Here is a 21,432-nt window from a genome sequence, read left to right on the forward strand (position 1 = left end):
GTTCAGAGGGCGCGGAACATGTCCACGTAGCGTGCGGTCAGGGCGGGCCAGGAATAGCGTTGCTCGGCCGCTCGGCGCCCGGCCGCTCCCATCCGGTCCGCCAGCCCTCCGTCGGACAGCAGCCTGGCGCATGCCGCGGCCAGTGCGGTCGGGTCGCCCGGCGGGACCAGCAGTCCTGTCTTCTCGTGCTCCACGACGTGCGGGATGCCGCCGACCGCCGAGCCCACGACCGGCGTAGCGCAGGCCATCGCCTCGACCAGCGCCATGCCGAAGGACTCCGCTTCGGTGAGTGAGGGCAGGGCGAGTAGGGCCGCGGTGCGCACGGCATCGGTCAGTGCCGCGCCGCTCAGCGCGCCGGGAGTCTCCAGTCGGTCCGCGACGCCCAGTTCGGCCGCGAGGGCGCGCAGATCGGGAAGTGCGTCACCGTCGCCCACCAGACGCAGCCGGACCGTTGGGTGTTCCGCCGCCAGCAGCGCAAAGGCACGGACCAGGACATCAGTGCCCTTCCAGGCTGACGAACGATCCATGCGGCCTACGTAGACCAGCGTCGGCGGTCGCCGGGAAGCGGGTGCGCCCGGCGTGAAGCGGTCCGTGTCGACGCCGGGCGTAATGCAGACCGCGTCACGGCGAGCCGCCGCCAGCGACACAGGCGAGACGGCCACGAGGCGCTGGGCACGGGAGAACACCCGGGGCAGCACACTGGTCTCGTACAGCCGGATGAGCCGGTCCGCCGCGCCGCTGCCAGGCTCGCCCTTGTGCATCGAGCCGGCGTGGTACGTGAGTACCGCCGGCCGGGGCCCGGACATGGCGACCGCCAGGTCGCCGATCCCGGGGACCGGAGCGTGCGCGTGGACGACGTCCGCGCCCGTTCGCCGCAGCCAGCGGCGCAGTTGCAGAGGCCACAACGGGCTCAGAGGGGTGTTGGACAGGCGCAGCCAGACCCCGAGCCGTACCACTGTCACACCGTCCTCCGTGGTGACCTCGGTACGAAGACCCCTGTCGAGCCGTGTGGTGATGACCAGGGCGCGCAGGTCGTCGGTGGCGGCGACCGCCGCCGCCACGCGTGCGCTGTACTGCTCCACACCGCCGATCTTCGGCGGGTAGTAAGGGGTGACGACGGCGACCGTACGGCGTTCCCGGGACGGCGGTGTCACACGCACTCCCTCAACCGGGCGGGCAGGGAGAGAGCACGGTCCACATAGCCGGGCAGGTTCTTGTCCAGCAGTGCGCGGTACGGGCCGGGATCTTCCAGCAGCGGTTCGACCAGCGCCCACAGCCGCTCGTGAGTCACGTCGGCGATGGGCAGAACCCAGGAGGAGAGTTCCAGGTCCGCCATGATTCCCCGGGTCTTGTGCTCGTACTCGATGGCCACGCACGGCACTTCGCTGGTGAGCGAGAAGATCACGGAGTGGAAGCGGGTCCCGATCAGCAGCCCGCACTCGTCGTAAAGACCTTTGAGGTCGCGGTAGTCGACCACTTCGTCGACCATCAGTGGCCCGCTCGTGCAGTGTGCGGCGATGCGCCGCTCGCAGACGCGGTCGTCGTCGCCGAGGTAGTCCGTGCTCACCTGAGGGATGAGCACCACTCGGGCACCGGTGGCCTGAACGGCGTCTATCGTGCGCGCCAGTTCGCGTTCGTAGCGGTCCTGGGCGGTGGGGGCCAGCCAGCGGCGGGCCGTGACCCCGACGAGCCGCTCGCCGGGCGCCACACCGAGCCGGTCCCGCCACGCGACGGCGCGCCCGGGCGCGAAGGCGAACCCCGCGTCGACCGCCCTCTCGATGTGCTCCTCGGGGATGCCGCAGGCCAGGAGTTCACCCACACTGACGTCCTCGCGTGCCAGCACGGCCGCCGAGCGGCGCATCACGTGGCCGACCAGTCGCCGCTGGGCGGCCGCAGGGAAGGGGCCGAATGACTGTGGTGCCCACACCACCGGCACCCCGGCCTTCTGCGCCAGCAGCGCGGGAAGCAGTACGAAGAACACGTTCTGGTAGCCGTCCAGGCCGGGCCGGGCCAGCACGTAGCCGCCGCCCATCGACACCACGAGGTCCGCCCGGGACACAGCCTCCGCCTCACGCCGGGCCTCGGCGGGCAGGGCTCGCAGCAGGGTCCGGCGCAGCGGGCGGGGAAGCGCCACGGCAACGGCACCCGCCATGCCTACCAGCGCCTTGCGCATCAGGCGCCGTGGCAGAGAGACGGTGCCGTCCGCGACATACCGGCGCAGGGACCCGATGTTCCGCACCCCCTCGAACTCCGGGTGCGCGGCCGCGTCCTCCATGCCCGCGACGACCACGTCGGCGTCGGGGAACGCCTCCCGCACCTGACGCAGGCAGACGGAGAGCAGGGCGGCGTCACCCGCGTTCTCACGGACATAGGCGTTGATCACCACGATGTTCACAGGGAGGACCTCTCGGAACGGGTACCGGGCAGGCGCGGTGCCACCTGGTGGGAGGCGGCCGAAACACCCGACGGCGACGGCGGGGGGACGTCGGACCCGGCTGACGGAGCAGGCAGGCCCGTCGCGGAGGTCGGCCTTCCGGTCGTCCGGGTGCTGAGGAGGCTCGCCGTGGCGAACACTCCCGCCACCAGGTTGCCGATCGCCCAGGCGAAGCCGACCCACACCAGACCGCGGTCGGCCCAGACCGAACTCAGTCCGATGGACAGAGCCGCCATCACTGTGTTGGCGGTGATCAGCTGCCACATGCGCTGGCTCAGTTTCAGCGCGAAACAGGCCCAGGTGTTGAGCGACACCGGCAGGGCGGCGATGGCCAGCACGATCAGCAGGGATCGTGCGTGTACCGCGTACTCGGCGCCGAACATCCGGAGCAGTAGCCCTCCGCCGACCGCCACCGACGCAGCAGCGGGCACCTGCACCACCGCGATGATCCGCGCCGAGCGGAGCATCAGCTCCCGGAACCTGGACTCCTGATGGGAGACCTCCGCGAAGACGGCCTCTCCGACGGCGGTGGAGACGGCGTTCAGCATGGCCGCGATCTGGAAGGCCACGAAGTAGTAGCCCACCTCGGCGGCCCCTCGGTGGTGCAGCACGATCAGCGGAGTCGCCAGCACGGGTGCCAGATTGATCAGGTTCGAGGCGTGACTGGCCACGGAGAAGCGGAACTTCTCACGCAGTCGGGTACCCCGGGTACGTAGATCGATGCGCAGGCCGAGCCGATGCCGCAGCACGAGCAGGGCCACCACCACCGTCGCCGCGTATCCGACACCGGCGGAGGCGACGATCCCGAAGACGCCCATCCCCGTGAGTGCGGCCGGTATCGCCACCTTGGCGACGCCTTGGGTCAGGCCGTCGATCAGTACGTTGTACTCCGGGATCCGGGCTCCCGTGAAGACAGACCGCACCAGCATGCTCATCGCCGCGCACCCGCAGAAGCCGGTGAACGCGATCGCGGACGGCCAGTCGTCGCGCACGAAGCCGAGTTTCGCGCCGTACCACGGCAGGCCGACCAGATAGACGGCGCCAGCCAGGCATCCCACGCCGGCCACGAGGACGAGTGCCTGACTGATCTGCGCGTTGCGGGCCTCGCGTCCGGCGGGAAACCTGACCAGGGTGTTGTTGAGGCCGAGCAGGCTCAGGGTGGCGAGCAACGAGGTCGCGGAGATCAGGGAGGTGGCGAGTCCGACCTGGGCCGGGGAGTAGAACCGGGCGACGACCACCCAGAACACGAAGCTCAGTCCCGCGGTGACCACCGTGGAAGCGAGCAGGAAGAAGGAACTGCGGTAGATGCGGTCGCCGGAGCGGGCGTGTTTGCGCCGCTCGCCGCCGACCGGGCCGGGGAGGGTGGTTCCGGTCATCGGCGTTCATCTCCCCGACCCGCATGCCACTCGCCGCGGTAGTGCGCGAGAAGGGTTCGCACGTGACTCTCCCAAGTGAAAGCCTTCTCCGCGTGGGCCCGGCTGTAGTCCCCCATGCCGGTGCGTCGCTCCGAGTCGGCCGCCAGAGCCTCCAGTTCCGTGCGGAGCGCGGGCACCTCGCGTGCTACCAGGGACACCCGGTCACGGTTCAGCTGGTACGGCGCATACCCCGGGTCGTCAGTAGTCACCACCGGAAGCCCGGAGGCCATGGCCTCCTGAACCGTGAGCGGGAACCCTTCGGCGGTCGACGGCAGCGCGAAGATGTCGCACGCTCGATACGCCTCGGCGACGGCATCCGGTGGGAGGGGACCGAGGTGGTGCACCCCGGGACGTCCGGCCAGGGACGGGACGTCCCCACCCCCGGAAAGGACCAGGTCGTAGTGAGCGTCCGAGGTACGGGCGGCCAGCAGCAGGTCATATCCCTTCTTGGGCACGAGGCGGCCCACGAACAGCACCAGGACGCGGTCGGCGGGCAGCCCGAACCGGGCCCGTATTCGGGCCCGTTCACTCTCCCCCGCCGGACGGAACCGGTCGGTGTCGACACCGTTGGCGAGGTGGTGCGAGCGCGCGGAACGGGCGCCGTGCGCCCGGACGAAGGACTCCACCGAGGCGTTGAGAGTGAACACCGCCCGCGCGCCGCGCAGCAGGAATCGGCCCACCGTCCCGTACACCATTCGCTGCACCCCTCGGACCAGGCCCGACGGGTGGTCGACGACCGCCACGTGCTGGGTGAGCACATAGCGGGTGCGCGTGAACCGCGTGGCCAGGCCGGCCGCCCATGAGCTGAGGTAGAGGCAGTCGTGGATGTGCACGACGTCAGCCCTGCGAGTCCAGCGCAGTACGACGGGCAGGAGGGCGGGCGAGAAGACGGGGAACGGTACACCGGCGCGGTGTTCCGCTCCGTTCCAGGCCCGTACACGGACGACCCGGACGCCGTCCTCGATGGTGACGGAGGAACGCGGACCACTGGTGAGCACGGTGACATCGGCGCCTTGCGAGGCCAGCCCCGCGGCTTCTTGCCGCACGACGTTCTCGATGCCGCCGACATGCGGCGGGTAGTAATGGCTGACGAGGAGGACTTTCGGCGGACGCGAGCTCATCGGTAGATCACGGCTCCCCCGTCGCTGTAGATGAGATCCCGGGAGTCGAGGACCTTCATCGGGTACTCGTACGTGATGAGGTCGCCCCCGTAGAAGACGGTGACCAGCCCGGTGCGGGTCGGGGTGGTGCCGAGCAGGACGTAGGAGTCGGTGCGCAGGGCGGCCGGGTGGACGTCGGCGAGCGTGGGATGGGTGAGCAGCGCCTGCAGACGGCTGTAGGTGAACCGGTCGGTCTGCACCAGTCCGCGGCCCTCCCTGGTGAGTCGCGCGTCGAGCCACAGGGCGGCCCTGCGCTCTTCGACGTGCGGGTAGTAGATGGTGTAGGACTGACCGGCGTTGGAGAGCTGCAGCTGAGCCGGATAGCCGCCCAGCGCCTTCGGTACCACGCCGGACAGGTCCAGCAGGAGGCCGGCAAGCAGAACACAGGCCAGCGGCACGGCCCGGCGCCCTGCCCACCGCACCAGCCAGAGCGTGGCCGTGGCCAGGAAGGGCGCGAAGAAGAACAGACCCTGCTGGAATGCGCGCAGCAGGCTGTAGTCCACCGAGAGTTGTGGAATCAGAGTGAACAGCACGACCATGCACCACGCGCCGACGGCGATCGTGACCTGATCCCGGACGGGTCGGAACGCCGAGCGCCGTGCCCACATCGCCACGGCGAATCCCACCATCACCATGACCTGGAAGAACAGGGCGGCTGCCTGCCGGAGCCCGCCGTTGAGGCCCTGTACGTCGATGCCCACTGTCTGCAGGGCGCGGCCGAAGGCCGTGGGTTTCATGACGGAAGCCTGGACCACGGGAGTGGACGCGCTCTTGACGTCAGCCAGCGGCAGGTAGTCACCGTCCGAACGCTGTGCTGCGGTCTGCTTCAACAAACCGTCCTCGTAATCCCGCATCCGTTGGGCGGCGGGGACCTTGGCTCCGCCAAGGAGGCTGTAGGCCGTGTCCGACGAGCCGGACTCTGACTCACCGCCTGTCAGCGCCGAGGCTACGGCGTGCAGCGTGCGTTCGGCCTGGCCTCCGGTGTGCGTCACCGGTCCCGCCCAGAGCAGGGCAAGGAGCGCAGGCACCGCTACGGTCCACCAGGTGAGGAACGAAAGCATGCGGTCCTCGCGGCGCCTGCGCCGTACTCTCCCGCGGCCTCTACGAGCGAGCAGCCGCCACGCCTTGTCCAGGAGGAAGGAGATCGCGAGAGTGCCGACGACCACGTAGGTCGTGGAGTAGTGCGACAGGACGATGCCGCCGAGGAGCACCACGAACACGATGCGGCGGGCCCGCAGGGGGCCGCGCGAGTCCGTGAGGACCACCATGGCGCAGCCCAGCAGCAGGAAGGCGATCTCCTGGCGGCCGAGGTACGTCATGTCGGTGAGGAAGGTCGGGAAGACCATGAAGTACACCGCCGACATCAACGCGACCACACGGGGCGCCACATTGCGAACCGAGCGGTGCACGAGGACCGGTGTGCACGCGAACAGGAGCGGCAGGACAACCTTGAAGATCGTGGTGTCGGGCAGCGCGGTGAGCTGGAAGACACTCACGGGCAGCAGGGTGATGCCCAGACACGCGTTGTACGGGTCTGTGTAGGCGGCCACGTCCCAGTGCTCGCCGCCGAGAGCGAGCCGGAAGTAGAGGAACTCCTTCTGGATGTCGTGGCCGGTGATGTACTGGCCGCGCAGCGAGGTGAGCAGCAGCAGGGCAGCGGCCGCGCAGTACAAGCCCAGTTCCAGGACCGGGACCGGATAGCGCCCTCTGCGCAGCAGGAGCAGAGTCAGCAGGGCGACCACGGCGATCACGGCGACCACGCTGACCGAGCCGCCCAGGCCGTTGTTGAGCCTGATGGGACCCGCCACGGACAGGACGAGGGTGAATGCGCCCAGGATGCCGACCGGGCGTATCCCACGAACGCCCTTCAGCTCCTCCCACCGGGACCGGATGTCTCGATGCGCGGCGTCGCCGGCTCCATGGCCTGTGCCGATGGGGCCGAGCGCGTTGAGCACGACCAGAGCGACAGCGGTCGCGATCGTCAGGATCGGTCGGGTCAGCGGACGGTCGACACCGAGCGGAGGAAGCCCGGTGTTGACCGTGAGGGCGACGGCCATGTCGGTGATGACGGTGAAGCCGACGGACAGCAACAGCATGGCGGTCGCGGATGTCACGACGCGCCGGGCCACCGGCCACCACAACACGATGGGCGCACCGAACAGCAGCCAGAGGCCGGCGAGGGTGCGGAGCGCATCGGGCACGTGGGGTACGAGCTGGAGCACGGTGGCGAGGACGACGCCGAGCAGGACACCCGGCCGACGGCCCAGAGGCTCGCGGCGCCCGAGACGGGGCCTGTGCGCGGGTACGGCCCCGGCCTCGCCCGGGGAGGGCTCCGGAGGAAAGGAGCGCGTGACGGTCAGTTCCAGGGTGTCTTTCGTTGTCACAGTCCGGCCCTGGTGTAGACGTCGTCGATCCGCTGGGCGACGGTGGCCCACGCATAGTTCCGAGCGTGTTCGGCACTGGCCTGGGCCAGCATGGACCGGCGCTCCGGGTCGGCGGCCACCTTGTCGATGGCCTCGGCGAGCGCACCGGCCTCCGGTGCGGCCAGCATGCCGATGCCGGCGACCAGTTCGCGTGTTCCCGGTACGTCCGTGGCAATGACCGGTAGCCCGGCCGCCATCGCCTCGAGAACCACCAGGGGCATGCCCTCTTTGTCGGAGGCGAGGACGAACGCGTCGGCATCGGCATAAGCCTTCACGAGATCCTCGCCGAGCAGGCCGCCGGCGAATTCCACGTTGCGCAGACCCAGCTGCTGAGCCTGCGCCATGAGTCGGCCGCGCAGTTCGCCGTCGCCGACGATGCGCAGCCGGACGTCCTGCCGCACCAATGCCATGGCGTCCAGCAGCCGGGCCACGTTCTTCTGGATGCCGAGCCGACCCACATACAGCAGACGCAGCGGCGTCGAAGACACGTCCCGCGGCGGCATGTAGTACGACTCGGCCACTCCGTTGGGCACAACGTGCAAACGTCCGGCGGGCACTTGGTAAGCACTGGCGAGAAACGCCGCCTGGGTCTCTGTCAATGCCACGACCCCGGCCGCGGCACGAAGCACGCGGCCGAACACATGCCGCTTGTAGTAGGGCAGAAGGGCTCCCAGGGGGCCGGAGGCATCCACGTCCAGATGAAAGTGGAGCAGATAGCGCGTTCTCCGCAGCCGGGCAACGACGGCGACCAACTCCGGCATCAAGGCGTGCGCGCAGTGCAGATGCAGCACGGCCTCACGGGGCAGGCGGGCGAGGTGTGCGGCAAGTCCGGGTGCCACAGCCGTGTGTGCCACTTCGACCGCACGGTGCCTGTGAACGACGACTCCGTCCTCGGTCACGACGCGGGGGGCTCCCGCTGAGCCCAGAGCGGTGGTCAGTACACGGACGTCGTGCCGCTTCGCCTGTTCTCGCGCGAGGTGGGAGACGACGCGTTCGAGGCCGCCCAGGTGAGGGGGGTAGTAAGGGGCGATCTGGACGATGGTACGCATGGGCTCCCCGCGATGACTGGTGCGGCTCGATGAGGTAGGACGAAGGCAACAGAAGAGCCCGACGGAATACGGACGGTCAGCGAATGTGCATGCGTAGACGCTGAGGGTGCCCCGTCAGGGTCACCTCGACCGACTCGACGTCTCTTCTCTTGTCCCCCTTGAGAGGCAGCCGGATGTCGATGTCCTTCAGTGCCCCCGGCTTGGTCGTGACCGCGCGTGTGCGACCTGACAGGCGCCGGCCCTTCCCATCCTCGGCTCGTACCTCGACCACATGGCGGCCCCCGCTTGCGCCGTGCTCGACCAGGTCGAGCGGCACGACGAGTTCGCCACCGTCGAACCACGGATCCTTCGCGAAGTACAGCTCTATGTAGGTCTGCTGACGCTCGGTGAAGGAATCTCGCAGTGTGCTGCGGACCGCAGGTACAGCCCAAGCGGCACCGCACAGACCGACCACACCCAGCACGGCGGTGACTCGCACAACCGCCCGGCGGACGGGCGTAGAAGACATGGCCCGCCGCTCCGCTCGCCTCTGTGAGGTCTGACGGAGCGGCGGGGATCCGTGAGGCGTCGTCGTCACGCCATTTCCAGAGACGCTTCGTCAGCATCCCGAGGTGACGGAAGGGACGGAAGCGTCGGCCGAGCCGAACCGGCGTTGTACTGCTCCACTGCCTCGCCAGCACGCTCGGCCGCACGCTCGGCGGCACGTGCCGCACGCTCGGCGGCAGCGGTCGCACGGGCCACCACCGCCAACGGAACCATCCGCGTGGGAACCGCGCGCAGTCGGTTGTCCCGCAGCTTGTGCGAGAAGAGCTGCCGGAGGTTGGCCACGCCGTCAGGCAGTGCGTTGAGCTTCACCTCTCCGCCACGCACCCTGTACTCGATGGGGACCTCCAGGCACCGGAAGCCGGCGCGGGTCGCCGCGTTCTTGATCTCCTGAGAGAACGCCATTCCCGGAGAGCGAACGTCGATCGTCTTCCACACATGCCGCTGAAAGATCCACATGCCGGACTGCGAGTCACGCAGACCGTTGCGGAAGAGGGCTCGGCTGAGCGCGCTCAACGCGTAGTTGGCCATGGTGTGGGACGGCTTCATGGCGTGCCGGTTCTCCAACCCCAACCGGTTCGTGGTCATGAACTCCACCCCCCGCGCGTCCAGGATGTGCAGGAGGTGCGGCAACGCGTCGAACGGATACGTGCAGTCGGCGTCGCCCGTGGCGATTACCTCGCCGGTCGCCGCGTCGAAGCCCGCCTGATAGGCGTTTCCGTAGCCGCGATTGGGCTGAGAGACGACCACGGCACCCAGCGAGCGGGCGACGTCCGCCGTGTCATCGGTGGATGCGTTGTCGACCACGATGACCTCGACGCGCCAGCCCGCCGCTGACAGTTCGTGGTTCGGGATGGATCCCATGACCGTGGGGAGGTTTTCGGCCTCGTTCAGGGCAGGGATGACGATGGACAATGTCTTCATTGAGCTCCCCCCAGGAGCAAACACAGTGCTCAGCGCCGCCGTTGGTTATGGGCCCCGTCGCCCGCCCCCACGGCACCGCGGCACGTGCCCGTCACACGTACCGCTTGACGTCTCGGGCGGCACGACAGTTCTGCCGAACTGACAGGCACGGCAAAATGGTCCGCCCTTCAACTAGTTACGAACTCTAGCCTAGCTCCTCACATTTCCTTTACGAGCTCAGGTAACTCACTTTTTACTCAACGTGATCTAGATATCAGGGCAAAAGCGGTGAAGGGAGTCATCACCCCGTTCGCGCCAGCGCGAGTGTTCGAAGGAGTGACCGATTCCGGACCTCCACCACATCGGCCTGGGCTGCTATCGCACACCGCCGACCTGCATTCACGACCTCCTCGACGACGCCGTCAACCTGCCAAGGGTTTGGGTGCTGCGTGCAGCAACGGGGCGTGTCCCTCCTGATGGTGTAGTCACTGGTCGAGTTGATGCGGTTCCGACTGCGGAGGGGCTGGCGGCCGTCCTCGATGGGTTGCGCGGTGAGGAGCTCGGCCATGGAGCCTTCGGAGAGGTACTGGCGGTCGAAGTCCGGCCGTTCGTCGTGAGGCTCGGCCAGGACCACAGCGGTGAGCCGGCCGACGGCGGCAGGGTTAAGGAAGACCTGTACGACATCGGCCCGCCGTTCGATCTCCCGGTTCCGCGGCTCGAGAGGGTTGGTGGACCAGAACTATCGAGAGGAGTTCTTTCAGGTCAACGCGCTTCTCTCCGAGAAGACTCAAGACTGTACGACCTCATGGCCACATACGGCGTGGCCCGCATGACGGGCAGGTCCACAGACTGCCGGACGCGCCGGAAGCTGACGGCGCCATGATCACTCGCGCCAAAGCAGCTCCCGCCCAAAGCCATTCCACCGACCTCACGTTGGGCCAGCAGCCGCGAGTTGCCACAGCTCCTGCCGCACCCGGACGTCCTATCCTGACCAGCTGGCGGAACGGTCTGGGGAGTGCGGTTGAAGTTGATCTCTCGGGTCAGTGACGACGAGCGTAGTGGCCATTTTGTCCCAAAGTTCTTGCCGATTTCGATCCCACAGGAGCCAGAAGTATGGAATCAGGAGAGTAAAAGCGGCAAGGAAGCCAATGAGCGTCTTCGCGATAAATTCCCGGAAGAACATTCGCCACCATCGGGCAGTCCGGGCTTCCGAAATATGAACGACTCTCATGTGAAGCAGCTGTTTGGCGGGTGTTTGGCCGTATTGGAAGACTATGAGCGCCCAAATAAGCCAGCCAATCAACAACGTACAGACCATTATCACTCCCTCTAGCAGATAACCGCCGAAACGCAGTCCAGCTGTGGAGAGTGTTATTCCTCGCGGCATAAACTGCACCTGGTTGCAAAATTGGCAAGATGGCTCACCCGCAGTCGCTTGCCCGCAATTTGTACATTTTCCCGTCGGTGTGAACGTTGCCGGGTCTACTGCTGCCGGTGCTGCTTCTGGCGGTTGCGGGGGAAGGGAGGCGGGCGGTGGGGATGTGGGTTGGCTTGGCCTGGAACGTGACGACCATTGCTGCCACGATCTAGGCTCGGGGGACGGTATTTCATGCTTCTGTCCCCCTCCTCGGCTCTCGCCTGGATTCGCGGTCATGACCGACTCCCTACTCTCTGGAGCAGCCCGCGATCAGTGCGGTGGAATGGGATCTGACGGCCAGTCGGGTATGCCCGTATGTCGCACAAGGGCGTATGAGGCATGCCGCACCTATTCACAGGACTAGCACAGAACCGAGGTTGCCGCACATCGATCAAGGAGTGCAGGTGCAGTGCGAGAGCCATGTGCACTGTCGCGACGCACCGGTAGACCCAACGAGGTTAGGCTTTTGGTGATTTGCAGCTTCTTACTGGGCTGCTACCCTTGTTATGGATGTTACAGAGCACAACCCCGAAGGCTCGGATGCTCATTTGATTGCCGCATATGTCGAATCACCCAAGATTACTCTCATCCATGGGAGACACTTATGCGCATCAAACAATCGCTTGTCGCTCTGCCAGCCGCCCTGTGCTTCGTATTGACCGGAGCGCTCTCCGCGGCATCGCAGGTTTCGGCGAGTTCATCTACATCGACATCCACGGCCAAGACAGCCAGCACCGCCTCTTGGTCCGCCAGTAATTGCCGACTGGGGCGGACTGATGGGCAGTCACCTACGCTTTACTCTACGGTGACCATCAAAAACCTGGACCCCAACAACACGCACAGCTTCTACGTTCAGGTGGTCTGGGGCACTGGCAGTGACCGCTATGGGGATAGCGGCAGTTGGTCTGTGGGCACGGTGGAACCGCTAGCCACTGCAACCGACGAGCCGTCAGACACCAACCCGTCCGCATCGGTGAGCAGTGTCCCGGACGGCCCCGTAGGATGCCGGATCGCCTCCGTAACGGATGAGAACGGCGAATCTGTGAATAGCGGATGAGTCCGTCTTCGCACGGATCACGGTGGCCTCTCACGCTGCCGTTGCCACCGCCGGTGCTGAACAGCAACCACAGCAACCGACCATGGCCGACAGCCGCTCTCAGGGACCGAACGACGGTCTACATGGCCACCGTTGACCGATTTCTACAGAGCTACGGATCAGTACACGATCGTCAACGGGATCGGCTACGACGCCTGGACGGACAAGCTGCTGTCCGCCAACCCCGCCGGCAGCCGCACCGACCTGAAGGTCGGCGACCTGGTGGGCGTCAAGCGGGGCAGCAACCCGCACCGCTGGTACTCGCCGGACAACGTCCACCAGGTCATCGAGAAGATCACCGACTGGGCTCCTCAGCGGCCTGGCCCCCGGTCCTGGACGCGAAGACAGTCAGGCAGGTCGAGGAGCCCTCGGACCCCTACGAGAAGCGTTGACGCCGCTCGACGCGGGCCAGTCGTATCGGTACGACGGGCGGTGCGTTGGGCTTGCTGCCCGTACGGCCAACGGGCAGCACTGGCAGATGGCAAACCTGCATGAACTTCGTTCGGCACAAAAAAAGGTAGCCGGTTCGAGTGCAAGTTCACGATGATTGACTGCCGTCATGCCGGACGGCGCCTACCTGCGGGGGGGACAGCGCCACCCGGGATGAACCAACACCGTCGATCAAAGACTCGATCCCACTCCGACTGCGCCGTGGGTGCGGGATCAGGGGGCGCCTGGCGGGTCTGTTACCACTTCGTCCGCGTGTTCGCCGGTGACCAGGTAGACCACGCGGCGGGCGACGGACACCGCGTGGTCGGCGAAGCGCTCGTAGTAGCGGCCGACCAGGGTGACGTCTACTGCTGTCTCGACGCCGTGCTTCCAGCGGTCATCGAGGAGGTGCTGGAAGACCGTGCGGTGCAGCTCGTCCATGCGGTCGTCGTCCTGCTCCAATTGGCGTGCCGCGTCCAGATCCTTGGTGATCAGTACTTCCGCTGCCTGGGCCATGAGGCGCTGCGCGAGCTGGCCCATTTCCAGGATCGTGCGGTGGAGGTCGCCGGGTATGGCGGCTTCCGGGAAGCGCATGCGGGCCAGCTTGGCCAGGTGCTGGGCCAGGTCGCCCGATCGTTCCAGGTCCGCGCTCATCCGTAGCGATGTGACCACGACCCGCAGGTCCGTAGCGACGGGCTGCTGGCGCGCCAGGAGAGCGATCGCCTTGTCCTCCAGGTCGCGCTGGAGGTCGTCGATCTTTTCGTCGCCCGAGATCACATTTTCGGCGAGCTGGAGGTCGGCATCGAGGAGGGCGGTGGTCGCCCGGCCGATGGCCGAGCCGGTCAGCCTCGCCATTTCGACCAGGCCGTCGCTGATCAAGTCCAGTTCCTCGTGATACGCGTCCCGCATCGTGTGCCTCCGGCCCCCTTCTGTGCGCGTCTACTCCCGCTATCTCAGCCTTGCACATCCGAATGACGGTGGCGTCACTACCCGTGGCGGTGGACTGTCGGACCAGTCACAAGAGCGGTGGCTCCCGGCTGGGTAGGCGCAGTGCCTGAGGGGAGGTGCACATGCTTGGGCTGGCGGTCCCCATGCGAGATGTGGGCGACGGGCAGAGCTTGCGGCAGCCGGCCGAGCTTGGACTCGCGCTGCTGTTGTCGAGCCTGATCGGCTGGGAGCGGGCGGCCCAGCAGAAGAGCGCCGGGCTACACACGGACACCTTGGTGTCGTCGGTGCCCTGATGTACGGGGATACCCCCTGCTTCCGCCCGACTGGTGCCTGGCACCACCGCCACCACCTTCGCACTACGCATGACCTGCCGAACGGGCGCGGCGCTGCTGCCCCGGCTGATGGGGACGTGCACTGGGCGGAGTTTCCGCATCCTGCTGGTCAAGGTCGAACGGCTGCCGGGGCGGACCGATCCCGCCGTCCACGTGCTGCTTCAGCTGGAGAGCACGGGCGACGCGAGGCGTCTGACTTCCGAACTCTTCCCGGACGACGGCGTGCTGGAGATCGAGACGACCGCGGCTGCCGACGACGAGTGAGGCCGAGCGGACGATGGTTGGCCGACGTGTGGCCTAAAGGGCCCGGGCGACGAGGAGCGCGACGTCGTCGTGGTCGTCGGGGTGGCGCAGGCCGTACAGCAGGAGGTCGCAGGTCTGATCAAGGGGTCGGTGGGGCTCGTCGAGGAAGCTGAGGAGCAGGTTCAGGCGGTCGTCGATGGGGTGGTGCCGCGTCTCGACGAGGCCGTCGGTATAGAGGACCAGCAGGTCGCCGGGGCTGAGGTCGGCGGTGGTGGTCTCGAAGGGAATGCCCCCGACGCCGAGAGGGGCTCCGGTGGGCAGGTCGAGCAGTACAGCGGCGTGGCCGGGGCGGGCCAGCGCGGGCGGCATGTGACCTGCGTTGGCGATGCGGCACTGCCCGCGGTGGGGGTCGTACACGGCATAGATGCAGGTGACGATGTAGTGCTCCAGATCGCCGGTGATTTTGTCCAGGTGCTGGAGCACCGCGTCGGGGGCGAGGTCGAGGTCTGCGTAGGCGCAGGTGGCGGTACGCAGCCGGCCCATGGTGGCGGCGGCGTCGATGCCATTGCCCATGACGTCGCCGACGACCAGCGCGGTCCTGTCGTCGGTCAGGGGGATGACGTCGTACCAGTCGCCGCCGACTTCGCTGGTGGCCTGGGCGGGCTGGTAGCGGGAGGCGAGTTCCAGGCCGGTGCGGTGCGGTGGGTGGTCGGGCAGCAAGCTGCGCTGGAGGGTGAGGGCGGTGTTGCGCACGCTCTGGAACCAGCGGGCGTTGTCGATGGCCACGGCGGCGCGGCTGGCAAGCTCACTGGCCAGGACGACGTCGTCCTGGTCGAACGGGACGGGATTGCGGGTGCGCTTGAGGTCGAGGGCACCGAGCACCTCGCCGTGGGCGATCAGCGGCACCGCGAGATAGGAGTGGACGCCGGCGCGGGCCAGGAGCGTGGTGGCCTCTCTGTCGCGGGCGATACGCCGAAGATCCTGGTCGCCCACGTGGCGCACCAGGACCGGCCGGCCGGTGTGGACACACAGGGTGACCAGACGGTCGCCGCCGTAGGCGGCGAGGTCACCGGGAGGGTCGGCGGCGCGGAGGGCCGGAGTGGGATGGGCCGCCTTGAGTGCCAGCGCGCGGAAGAGCTCCGGGCCGTTGTCCGGTTTACGTGTGCGGCGGCAGGCCAGGGCGGAGTCGAGGACGTCCACGGCGGCCACGTCCGCAAGCTCGGGGGTCGCGACCTCGGCCAGTTCGCGGGCGGTCTGCTCCACCTCCAGAGTGGTGCCGACGCGGGTGGAGGCGTCGGCAATGAGGGCTAGGCGACGCCGGGCCCGGTCGGCCTCGATGGCCGCACGGTGCCGCTCGGTGACGTCGACGACCGAGGCGGCTGCGCCCAGGACCCGCCCGCCGGGATCCTCCAGCCGGTAGAAGGAGAGGGACCAGGCGTGATCGTGGTCGGGGTCGGTCAGGGGCCGGCCCACGTGGTACTGGTCGAGCAGCGGGGTGCCGGTGGTCAGCACCTGGTGCAGGGCGGACTCGATGGTGTCGACGTCCGGGAAGGGCAGGGTCTCCCTCAGGTTGCGGCCGACGTGGTCTTCGGCGGGTATGCCGTCGATGCGCTCCAGTGCGGGGTTGACCAGGAGATAGCGCAGGTCGGGGTCCATGAGGGCCAGCCCGATCGGGGACTGGTTGATCAGCCGCTCGCACAGTGCCAGGTCGGTCTCGACGCGCTGGAGCAGGGTGTGGTCGGCCGCGATACCGAGGGCGTAGACATCCCCGCGGTCGTCCAGCAGCCGCATGTTGCGGAACTCCATCAGGCGGGTGCTGCCGTCCTTGTGCCGGATGGGGAAGGCGCCGGCCCAGCTCCGGCCGGTCTCCAACACCTCCGCGAACAGACCCAGGACCGCCTGCAGGTGATCCGGGTGGATCAGCAGACGCGCTGCGTACTCGCCCAGGGCCTCTTCCGCGGTGTAGCCGAAGAGATCCTCGGCCTGCGGGGTCCAGAACACGATGCGCCCGCCGGCGTCCAGAACCACCGCGGCGACGCTCAGCACATCCAGCAGGCCGGTCGGTCGAGGCCGCTCGGGGCCGGACTCGTCGCCGCTGAGCTGGAAGGATTCTGCTGTCATCCCAGATCCTCCTCCGCCGGCCGCAGAAGCATGCTGACCCGTGCCGGCATCGCCGCCGGAATTCCGACTGCCGGTACCTCCATGCTGCCCCTGGCCTTCGGGCTTGCCCAGGCTGAACAGAGCGGGCGTGATTTGCTCGGGTACCCCGAACCGCTGCAGCGACGCTGATCAGGTACCCGCGTGTGGCGCGGCGATGCTTTGCCAGACCTGGAGCGTCTGTTTGTACCGGCACTTTTGGCCGCACCGGTCCCCATCGCGGCCGCTCTCAGCCCTTTCAAGCAGCCCCGACCAGAACGGATTCAGCACACATCAGGACGGGAAACCCCGCGAACACGCGAGAACTCCGGAGAAGCGTTTTCCAAGGTCAGACGCCTCACGGCTGACGTTTCCGCAGGTCACAGCCCAGCCCAGGGAAAACTCCTAAAGCGGGTGTCGCAGGTTCGAATCCTGCCGGGGGCACAGAGAGAAGGGCCGGCTCAGGAGGATTCACCTCCCAGGCTGGCCCTTCACCGTTTCCGGCGCCGTGCCACACGCGTGCCACTACGTCCGGGCGGAGCCCTTGTCGCCGTTGTCCGAGGGGTCTCCCCCACCGTCGCGGATCATCGCGCCGAGGCGGTCGGCTATGGCCCGATCACGGTCACTGGTCATGTGCTGATAGATCAGCGCGGCCCGCGAGCTGCTGTGGCCCATCCGCGTCATCAGCTCCCGGGTGCTGGCCCCGGCCGTGGAGGCGAGCGTATTGCCCGTATGCCTCAGGTCGTGGAAGTGCAGCTCGGCCGTGACGCCTGCATCCTTCCGCGCCTTGACCCAGTCGTCCCGGAAGTTGCTCCGCCGAAGCTGGCCGCCCTGAGGCCCGACGAACACGTGCCCGTCCTGTCCTGCGGCGGCGTAGTGCTCCAGGTGGCGCGTGATCTCGTCGACCAGCTCACTGGGGAAGGAGACCGTCCGCACCCCCGCAGCCGACTTGGGCGCCTTGTCGAAGAGCCGCCCGTCCTGCAACTCGGCTTGCGCCCGGCGGACCACAACCAGACGGCCGGCCAGGTCGATGTCCTTGCGACGCAGCGCGGCCAACTCGCCGAAGTGGAGCGTCGTGAACGCCGCCAGGACGACGAGCAGCCGGTAACGCGGCCCAATCGCATCAGCCACCCCGAAGACTTCCGTCACCGACAACACGGGCCGCTCAGGCACGTCATAGCTGTCCGCGCCTTTGATCCGGCAGGGGTTGCGCCGAATCATCTCGTCGTCCACCGCCGTGTTCATCAGGGCCCGCAACAGTTGGTACGCCTTGACCACTGTGGGCTCCCCCACTCCCGCCGCAAGGAGCTTGCCGCGCCAGCTCCGCACCCGGGCGGTCGTGACGTCGGCGATGGAGCCCGCGCCGAAAGTGGGGATGATGTGCAGCCGCACCACCGACTCGTTCCGCTCACGGGTACGGTCGGCCAGCTTGCGGTCCCGAAGCCATGCCGTGGCGTAGTCGGCGAAGTTCACCGCTGCGGCGTCCGGGTCCGCCCACTGACCGCGCGTGATGTCCGCCTCGATGTGCGTGAGTGCGACCTGCGCATCGGTCTTGGTCGCGTACGTCTTCTCAGCAGGGCGCAGGAGGCCGGTCTCCGGATCGCGGTAGCGCACCTGCCATCGGCCGGAGGTGAGCTGACGGACGGACCCGAAGTTTCTGCGGTTGCCTTTCTGCTGCGGTTCCCAGTCAGCCACGCTGACCAACCAGAAGCCGAACAGCATCACAACCACGCCGAACACCTTCACCGCCAAGCCGAGGTGTGGCGTGTTGGTCAAAGAATCGCTAACCAGTTACACGGTAAACCGCAAGCGGACGGTCTTTCAGGTGCTCCGGCTCGGATGCCGCGCGAAACACACGGCCAACTGGGAACTCACGTGTCCGCCCCTCCATCCTCCTAATCACGAGTCCCGAAGCCGCACCGATCCGCGACCAGGCGGCCGGGACCCATCACAGGGGGAAGGAACCCGACTCTTGCGCAACAAGTTCGGCCGTACGATCACCGGCGCAGCAGTGCTCGCCCTCACCGCCACCGGCGCCATCACAGGAACAGCGAACGCCACCACAGACGTTCCCGGCACTTCGGGCGCCATCACAGGAACAGCAAACGCCGCCACAGACTCTGCCGACAATGCCTCCGCAGACGTTGCCGACAGCCCCTCCATAGATCTTCCCGACAACTTCTCCGCAGCCGTTCCCGACGCGGCGTGGACCGCGAACGGTTGGCCCGCACCTTCAGCCGATCCGCACCTTCCTGACGCGAACGGCAAAATCGCCGCCGACCAGGAGGAGGAGCCGCAGCCGCTCATCGATGAAGGCATCTACGGCCCTGACGCCAACCCGACGTCCACGTCCGCAGATTCAGCCGATTCGGCAGCCGCAGCCGCAGCGATCAGCGGCGACGGAACGGCCAACTGGGCATACAACAACCTGGACACCAGGTGGGAGTACAGGACCGACTGCGCGAACTTCGTCTCCAAGGCCCTGTACCACGGGGGCGGGATGAAGATGCGCCCCGGCGGCCGCAAGGCGGACAATGCCTGGTGGCAGGGCAGGTATGGGTTCGGTAAGAGCTGGAGTTGGACGAGCGCGGACTACCTCCGGCGGCACGTGACCAAGTGGCGGAATTCCGCGATGATTCCGCACGAGTACAACGCCAAGGTGGGGGACCTCGTCTTCTTCAAGTGGAAGAGGGAGAGGATTTACAACCACGTGGCGATCGTCTCAGCCATGGTGCAAGGGCACGCGAGGATCGTGCAGCACGGCCTGAAGAATGAGACCACTCTCAACGAGGTGATCAATCGGTACAGTCACTCCTCGAACCCGATCGAGAAGGTCACGATCGTCAGGCCCAAGACCCGTAGTTAGCAAGGATGTGAGATGCCCAGGTTGAAGCAGAGCCATACGGCGGCCGGATGGCTGGCAACAGCAGTGTTGCTGACGTCTGGATGTGCTGTCCTCGACAGCAGCTCTGCTGATGCCAGAGGGCCGGGCGCGTCCTACGAGCAGGCGTACGCCGACCACGAGCCGTTGCACGTGGTCGGCTACCCCTCCACCGGCTCTCTGCTGGTGGTGCAAAAGCTCGTGTGGGACATCGCCGATGGCAAAACGGATGAACTTCGCAAGCTGGCGACCAGCGACAGCAACGAGACGGACGCCCGGAAGACCGCCGAGAACTGGATCAAGGGCTTCGGTGCCGGCGCCCGTCGCCATGTGACAGGCGATTTCTATGACGATGGCTCAGAGCGCCAAGTCGTGGTCCTGTACTTCCATGACACCCGCCAGGTCAAAGAGTTCACCGTTCGGCTCGATGGCGACGCGGGCAAGGAGGACTGGCGGGTTCTGATGAAGTCGGCCGATTTCAAGGACGCAACCCATGCTCCCAACTGGGCGCCGAAGGAGCCGGGAGGAACCGGCTCCAGAATGAAGAACAGCAACTGATCGCATGAGCACCCCGGGCCCCCGCCCTCCGGAACGAGCCGGAGGGCGGGGGCTCGTCATCTCCCATGTCACGGCGCCCTGCGCCCCCTGGTGCGCGACAGCGCCAATCCTCCGACCGGGCGCTGACCTGCTGTTTGTCTCGCAATGGTGGTCCACGCCTGGTCCACACGCAGTGATCCACAACGCTACACAGCCGGATCAAGGTGAGACAGGACCCACGCAGATGGGGTGCCCCTCGGTGAGAGACACCCCATCTGACCAGCAGGTCTATGACCTCGGCGGAGGCGGTGGGATTTGAACCCACGGTGACATCGCTGCCACGACGGTTTTCAAGACCGCTGACCAAGCTGACGCGGCCCTTGAAACTCCACCGACCTCGCATCGCGAATGCTTCGCCGATGTCACACTGAGCGAACTCGGCATTGCCCAAAAAGTACGCAGCTCACCACCACATAGCCCACCAGCCCAAGCGAGCCGCGCACCATGAAATCTGCCCACAGTCCCCTGAATGCCCTGGCACTCTTGACGTGAAGGACTGCCCCCAGGACCAGGGCAGTGAGGGTACCCGCAATCACCAGGGCTATCGCATAGGTGACCAAGCCACCACGATTCCGCCCCAGCCAGGTACCCAGCAGTCCAGAGGGAATCTGCACGACCACGTGGAAGCCCACGCAAGCGAACAGCAGCGCAGCAAGGATCATGAAAGGGGGTACATCTGCCGTGGGATCGTCGGCCGGTGCTGCGCCGTAGGCGTCGAGAGCCCAGGCCGGAGGTATCAAGAAGGTGAACAGCAAGATCACACCGCTCACGTGCATGGCCCCAAGGTGGAGTGCAACTTGGCGGAGGCCCCCTCTCCACTCGCGTCGGAGCTGACTGGCCATACCCATCTTCATGCGCCCCCTTGGTGTTCGCCAGTTACACCAACTGCTCCGGACGGCAGAGTACATTGGGCCTTCGCGGGGTCGTGAAAGGGCACTCTCCAGAGCTCCGGATCAGAAGTTCTCCGTGCCACACCCGTGCCAGATCCAGCGGGGAACCACGGGGAACAGCGGTGGCCGGCGGGGGACTGATCCTCTGTCCGCCCACGTGGACGTTTCGCAGGTCAGAGCGGCACTCGCCCCACCTCGCTCCTAAAGCGGTGGTCCCGTCCAGGCACCCTCTCTACCCTGTCCGCATGTGCCGATACGCGACCCCTTACAAACCGCACTTCGTGTGTCTGGCGTGCCGGTCGTCGTTCAAGCAGAGCCCGCGGCCGCCGCGGGCGCATCCGTGCCCACGCTGCCGTACCCCGATGATCAATGCTGGGTTCGACCTTGCTGTCCCTCGCCGTAGAGACAAGAGCGCTTGGGAGGCACTTGAGGCCACGCTGAGTGCCGGCCTCACCTTCCACTCGTGCGGTTGCGGCGGCCCCGGCTACCGACCGCGCTCGACCGCAGAGGTCCGGGAGCGACGCCGGGCGGCGAGG

At 67.1% G+C, this 21,432-nt stretch carries 17 protein-coding genes, 1 tRNA gene and 1 pseudogene; 4 read left to right on the top strand and 15 right to left on the bottom strand.

Features of this window, described 5'->3' with window-relative positions:
* Positions 1 to 2: 2 nt before the first annotated feature.
* The 11 genes and pseudogenes from ACFZDJ_RS41145 to phoU form a co-directional block, all read right to left on the bottom strand.
* The gene (locus ACFZDJ_RS41145) at positions 3 to 1,154 is read right to left on the bottom strand and encodes a glycosyltransferase (protein WP_391066807.1); all 1,152 of its coding nucleotides are present in this window, start codon (positions 1,152 to 1,154) and stop codon (positions 3 to 5) included.
* Positions 1,151 to 2,395, bottom strand: a complete 1,245-nt coding sequence (locus tag ACFZDJ_RS41150; protein WP_391066810.1) for a polysaccharide pyruvyl transferase family protein — start codon at positions 2,393 to 2,395, stop codon at positions 1,151 to 1,153. The genes ACFZDJ_RS41145 and ACFZDJ_RS41150 overlap by 4 nt, the downstream gene beginning before the upstream one ends.
* Positions 2,392 to 3,810 (bottom strand): oligosaccharide flippase family protein, encoded by a 1,419-nt coding sequence (locus tag ACFZDJ_RS41155; protein WP_391066813.1) that lies wholly within the window; start codon positions 3,808 to 3,810, stop codon positions 2,392 to 2,394. Before ACFZDJ_RS41155 ends, ACFZDJ_RS41150 begins: the two co-directional genes overlap by 4 nt.
* Positions 3,807 to 4,970 carry a glycosyltransferase gene (locus ACFZDJ_RS41160; RefSeq protein ID WP_391066816.1) on the bottom strand — a complete coding sequence of 388 codons (1,164 nt, stop codon included), beginning with the start codon at positions 4,968 to 4,970 and terminating at the stop codon, positions 3,807 to 3,809. Before ACFZDJ_RS41160 ends, ACFZDJ_RS41155 begins: the two co-directional genes overlap by 4 nt.
* Positions 4,967 to 7,393: a DUF2206 domain-containing protein gene (locus tag ACFZDJ_RS41165; protein ID WP_391066818.1), complete on the bottom strand. Its 2,427-nt coding sequence runs from the start codon at positions 7,391 to 7,393 to the stop codon at positions 4,967 to 4,969. Before ACFZDJ_RS41165 ends, ACFZDJ_RS41160 begins: the two co-directional genes overlap by 4 nt.
* Positions 7,390 to 8,481 (bottom strand): glycosyltransferase, encoded by a 1,092-nt coding sequence (locus tag ACFZDJ_RS41170; RefSeq protein WP_391066821.1) that lies wholly within the window; start codon positions 8,479 to 8,481, stop codon positions 7,390 to 7,392. Before ACFZDJ_RS41170 ends, ACFZDJ_RS41165 begins: the two co-directional genes overlap by 4 nt.
* 76 nt (positions 8,482 to 8,557) lie before the next feature.
* Complete coding sequence (locus ACFZDJ_RS41175; protein ID WP_391066824.1) at positions 8,558 to 8,989, bottom strand: hypothetical protein; 432 nt, start codon at positions 8,987 to 8,989, stop codon at positions 8,558 to 8,560.
* Between the two features lie 65 nt (positions 8,990 to 9,054).
* Positions 9,055 to 9,948 (bottom strand): glycosyltransferase, encoded by an 894-nt coding sequence (locus ACFZDJ_RS41180; protein WP_391066827.1) that lies wholly within the window; start codon positions 9,946 to 9,948, stop codon positions 9,055 to 9,057.
* Positions 9,949 to 10,412: 464 nt separating this feature from the next.
* Positions 10,413 to 10,663 (bottom strand): annotated as a pseudogene (locus tag ACFZDJ_RS41185) (transposase); the annotation flags it as partial.
* Positions 10,664 to 10,909: 246 nt separating this feature from the next.
* The gene (locus ACFZDJ_RS41190; protein WP_391066829.1) at positions 10,910 to 11,581 is read right to left on the bottom strand and encodes an RDD family protein; all 672 of its coding nucleotides are present in this window, start codon (positions 11,579 to 11,581) and stop codon (positions 10,910 to 10,912) included.
* 1,522 nt (positions 11,582 to 13,103) lie between these two features.
* A complete protein-coding gene (gene phoU, locus ACFZDJ_RS41195) occupies positions 13,104 to 13,778 on the bottom strand; it encodes a phosphate signaling complex protein PhoU (protein ID WP_391066832.1) in 675 nt (224 codons plus the stop codon).
* A 161-nt stretch (positions 13,779 to 13,939) separates the two neighbouring features.
* Between phoU and ACFZDJ_RS41200 the strand changes: the two genes are divergently transcribed.
* Both ACFZDJ_RS41200 and ACFZDJ_RS41205 read left to right on the top strand, forming a co-directional pair.
* Positions 13,940 to 14,110: a hypothetical protein gene (locus ACFZDJ_RS41200; RefSeq protein WP_391066835.1), complete on the top strand. Its 171-nt coding sequence runs from the start codon at positions 13,940 to 13,942 to the stop codon at positions 14,108 to 14,110.
* 33 nt (positions 14,111 to 14,143) lie between these two features.
* Entirely contained in the window at positions 14,144 to 14,413 is a 270-nt protein-coding gene (locus ACFZDJ_RS41205) for a hypothetical protein (protein ID WP_391066838.1), read from the top strand.
* A gap of 33 nt (positions 14,414 to 14,446) precedes the next feature.
* On the opposite strand, the gene ACFZDJ_RS41210 is transcribed toward ACFZDJ_RS41205, so the two are convergent.
* Positions 14,447 to 16,513: a SpoIIE family protein phosphatase gene (locus tag ACFZDJ_RS41210; RefSeq protein WP_391066840.1), complete on the bottom strand. Its 2,067-nt coding sequence runs from the start codon at positions 16,511 to 16,513 to the stop codon at positions 14,447 to 14,449.
* 540 nt (positions 16,514 to 17,053) lie between these two features.
* Positions 17,054 to 18,250, bottom strand: coding sequence for a tyrosine-type recombinase/integrase (locus tag ACFZDJ_RS41215; RefSeq protein WP_391066873.1), 1,197 nt, complete (start codon positions 18,248 to 18,250; stop codon positions 17,054 to 17,056).
* Positions 18,251 to 18,500: 250 nt separating this feature from the next.
* Here ACFZDJ_RS41215 and ACFZDJ_RS41220 point away from each other — a divergent pair, with 250 nt between their 5' ends.
* The gene (locus tag ACFZDJ_RS41220) at positions 18,501 to 19,394 is read left to right on the top strand and encodes an amidase domain-containing protein (protein ID WP_391066843.1); all 894 of its coding nucleotides are present in this window, start codon (positions 18,501 to 18,503) and stop codon (positions 19,392 to 19,394) included.
* 12 nt (positions 19,395 to 19,406) lie between these two features.
* A complete protein-coding gene (locus ACFZDJ_RS41225) occupies positions 19,407 to 19,967 on the top strand; it encodes a hypothetical protein (protein WP_391066846.1) in 561 nt (186 codons plus the stop codon).
* 279 nt (positions 19,968 to 20,246) lie between these two features.
* Here ACFZDJ_RS41225 and ACFZDJ_RS41230 read toward each other — a convergent pair.
* Positions 20,247 to 20,345, bottom strand: a tRNA-OTHER gene (locus ACFZDJ_RS41230).
* A gap of 23 nt (positions 20,346 to 20,368) precedes the next feature.
* On the bottom strand, positions 20,369 to 20,776 hold the full coding sequence (locus ACFZDJ_RS41235; protein WP_391066849.1) for a hypothetical protein: 408 nt from the start codon (positions 20,774 to 20,776) through the stop codon (positions 20,369 to 20,371).
* Between the last annotated feature and the right edge of the window lie 656 nt (positions 20,777 to 21,432).

This window comes from Streptomyces sp. NPDC007896 (genome assembly GCF_042959425.1).
GTDB lineage: Bacteria > Actinomycetota > Actinomycetes > Streptomycetales > Streptomycetaceae > Streptomyces.

What these genes read in the sequence shown, in the direction of transcription:
- ACFZDJ_RS41190 (WP_391066829.1), bottom strand. Translation starts at nt 11,581, where the DNA reads ATGACCGCGAATCCAGGCGAGAGCCGAGGAGGGGGACAGAAGCATGAA.
- ACFZDJ_RS41180 (WP_391066827.1), bottom strand. Translation starts at nt 9,948, where the DNA reads ATGAAGACATTGTCCATCGTCATCCCTGCCCTGAACGAGGCCGAAAAC.
- ACFZDJ_RS41210 (WP_391066840.1), bottom strand. Translation starts at nt 16,513, where the DNA reads ATGACAGCAGAATCCTTCCAGCTCAGCGGCGACGAGTCCGGCCCCGAG.
- ACFZDJ_RS41175 (WP_391066824.1), bottom strand. Translation starts at nt 8,989, where the DNA reads ATGTCTTCTACGCCCGTCCGCCGGGCGGTTGTGCGAGTCACCGCCGTG.
- ACFZDJ_RS41160 (WP_391066816.1), bottom strand. Translation starts at nt 4,970, where the DNA reads ATGAGCTCGCGTCCGCCGAAAGTCCTCCTCGTCAGCCATTACTACCCG.
- ACFZDJ_RS41155 (WP_391066813.1), bottom strand. Translation starts at nt 3,810, where the DNA reads ATGACCGGAACCACCCTCCCCGGCCCGGTCGGCGGCGAGCGGCGCAAA.
- ACFZDJ_RS41200 (WP_391066835.1), top strand. Translation starts at nt 13,940, where the DNA reads ATGCTTGGGCTGGCGGTCCCCATGCGAGATGTGGGCGACGGGCAGAGC.
- ACFZDJ_RS41215 (WP_391066873.1), bottom strand. Translation starts at nt 18,250, where the DNA reads ATGCTGTTCGGCTTCTGGTTGGTCAGCGTGGCTGACTGGGAACCGCAG.
- ACFZDJ_RS41225 (WP_391066846.1), top strand. Translation starts at nt 19,407, where the DNA reads ATGCCCAGGTTGAAGCAGAGCCATACGGCGGCCGGATGGCTGGCAACA.
- phoU (WP_391066832.1), bottom strand. Translation starts at nt 13,778, where the DNA reads ATGCGGGACGCGTATCACGAGGAACTGGACTTGATCAGCGACGGCCTG.
- ACFZDJ_RS41170 (WP_391066821.1), bottom strand. Translation starts at nt 8,481, where the DNA reads ATGCGTACCATCGTCCAGATCGCCCCTTACTACCCCCCTCACCTGGGC.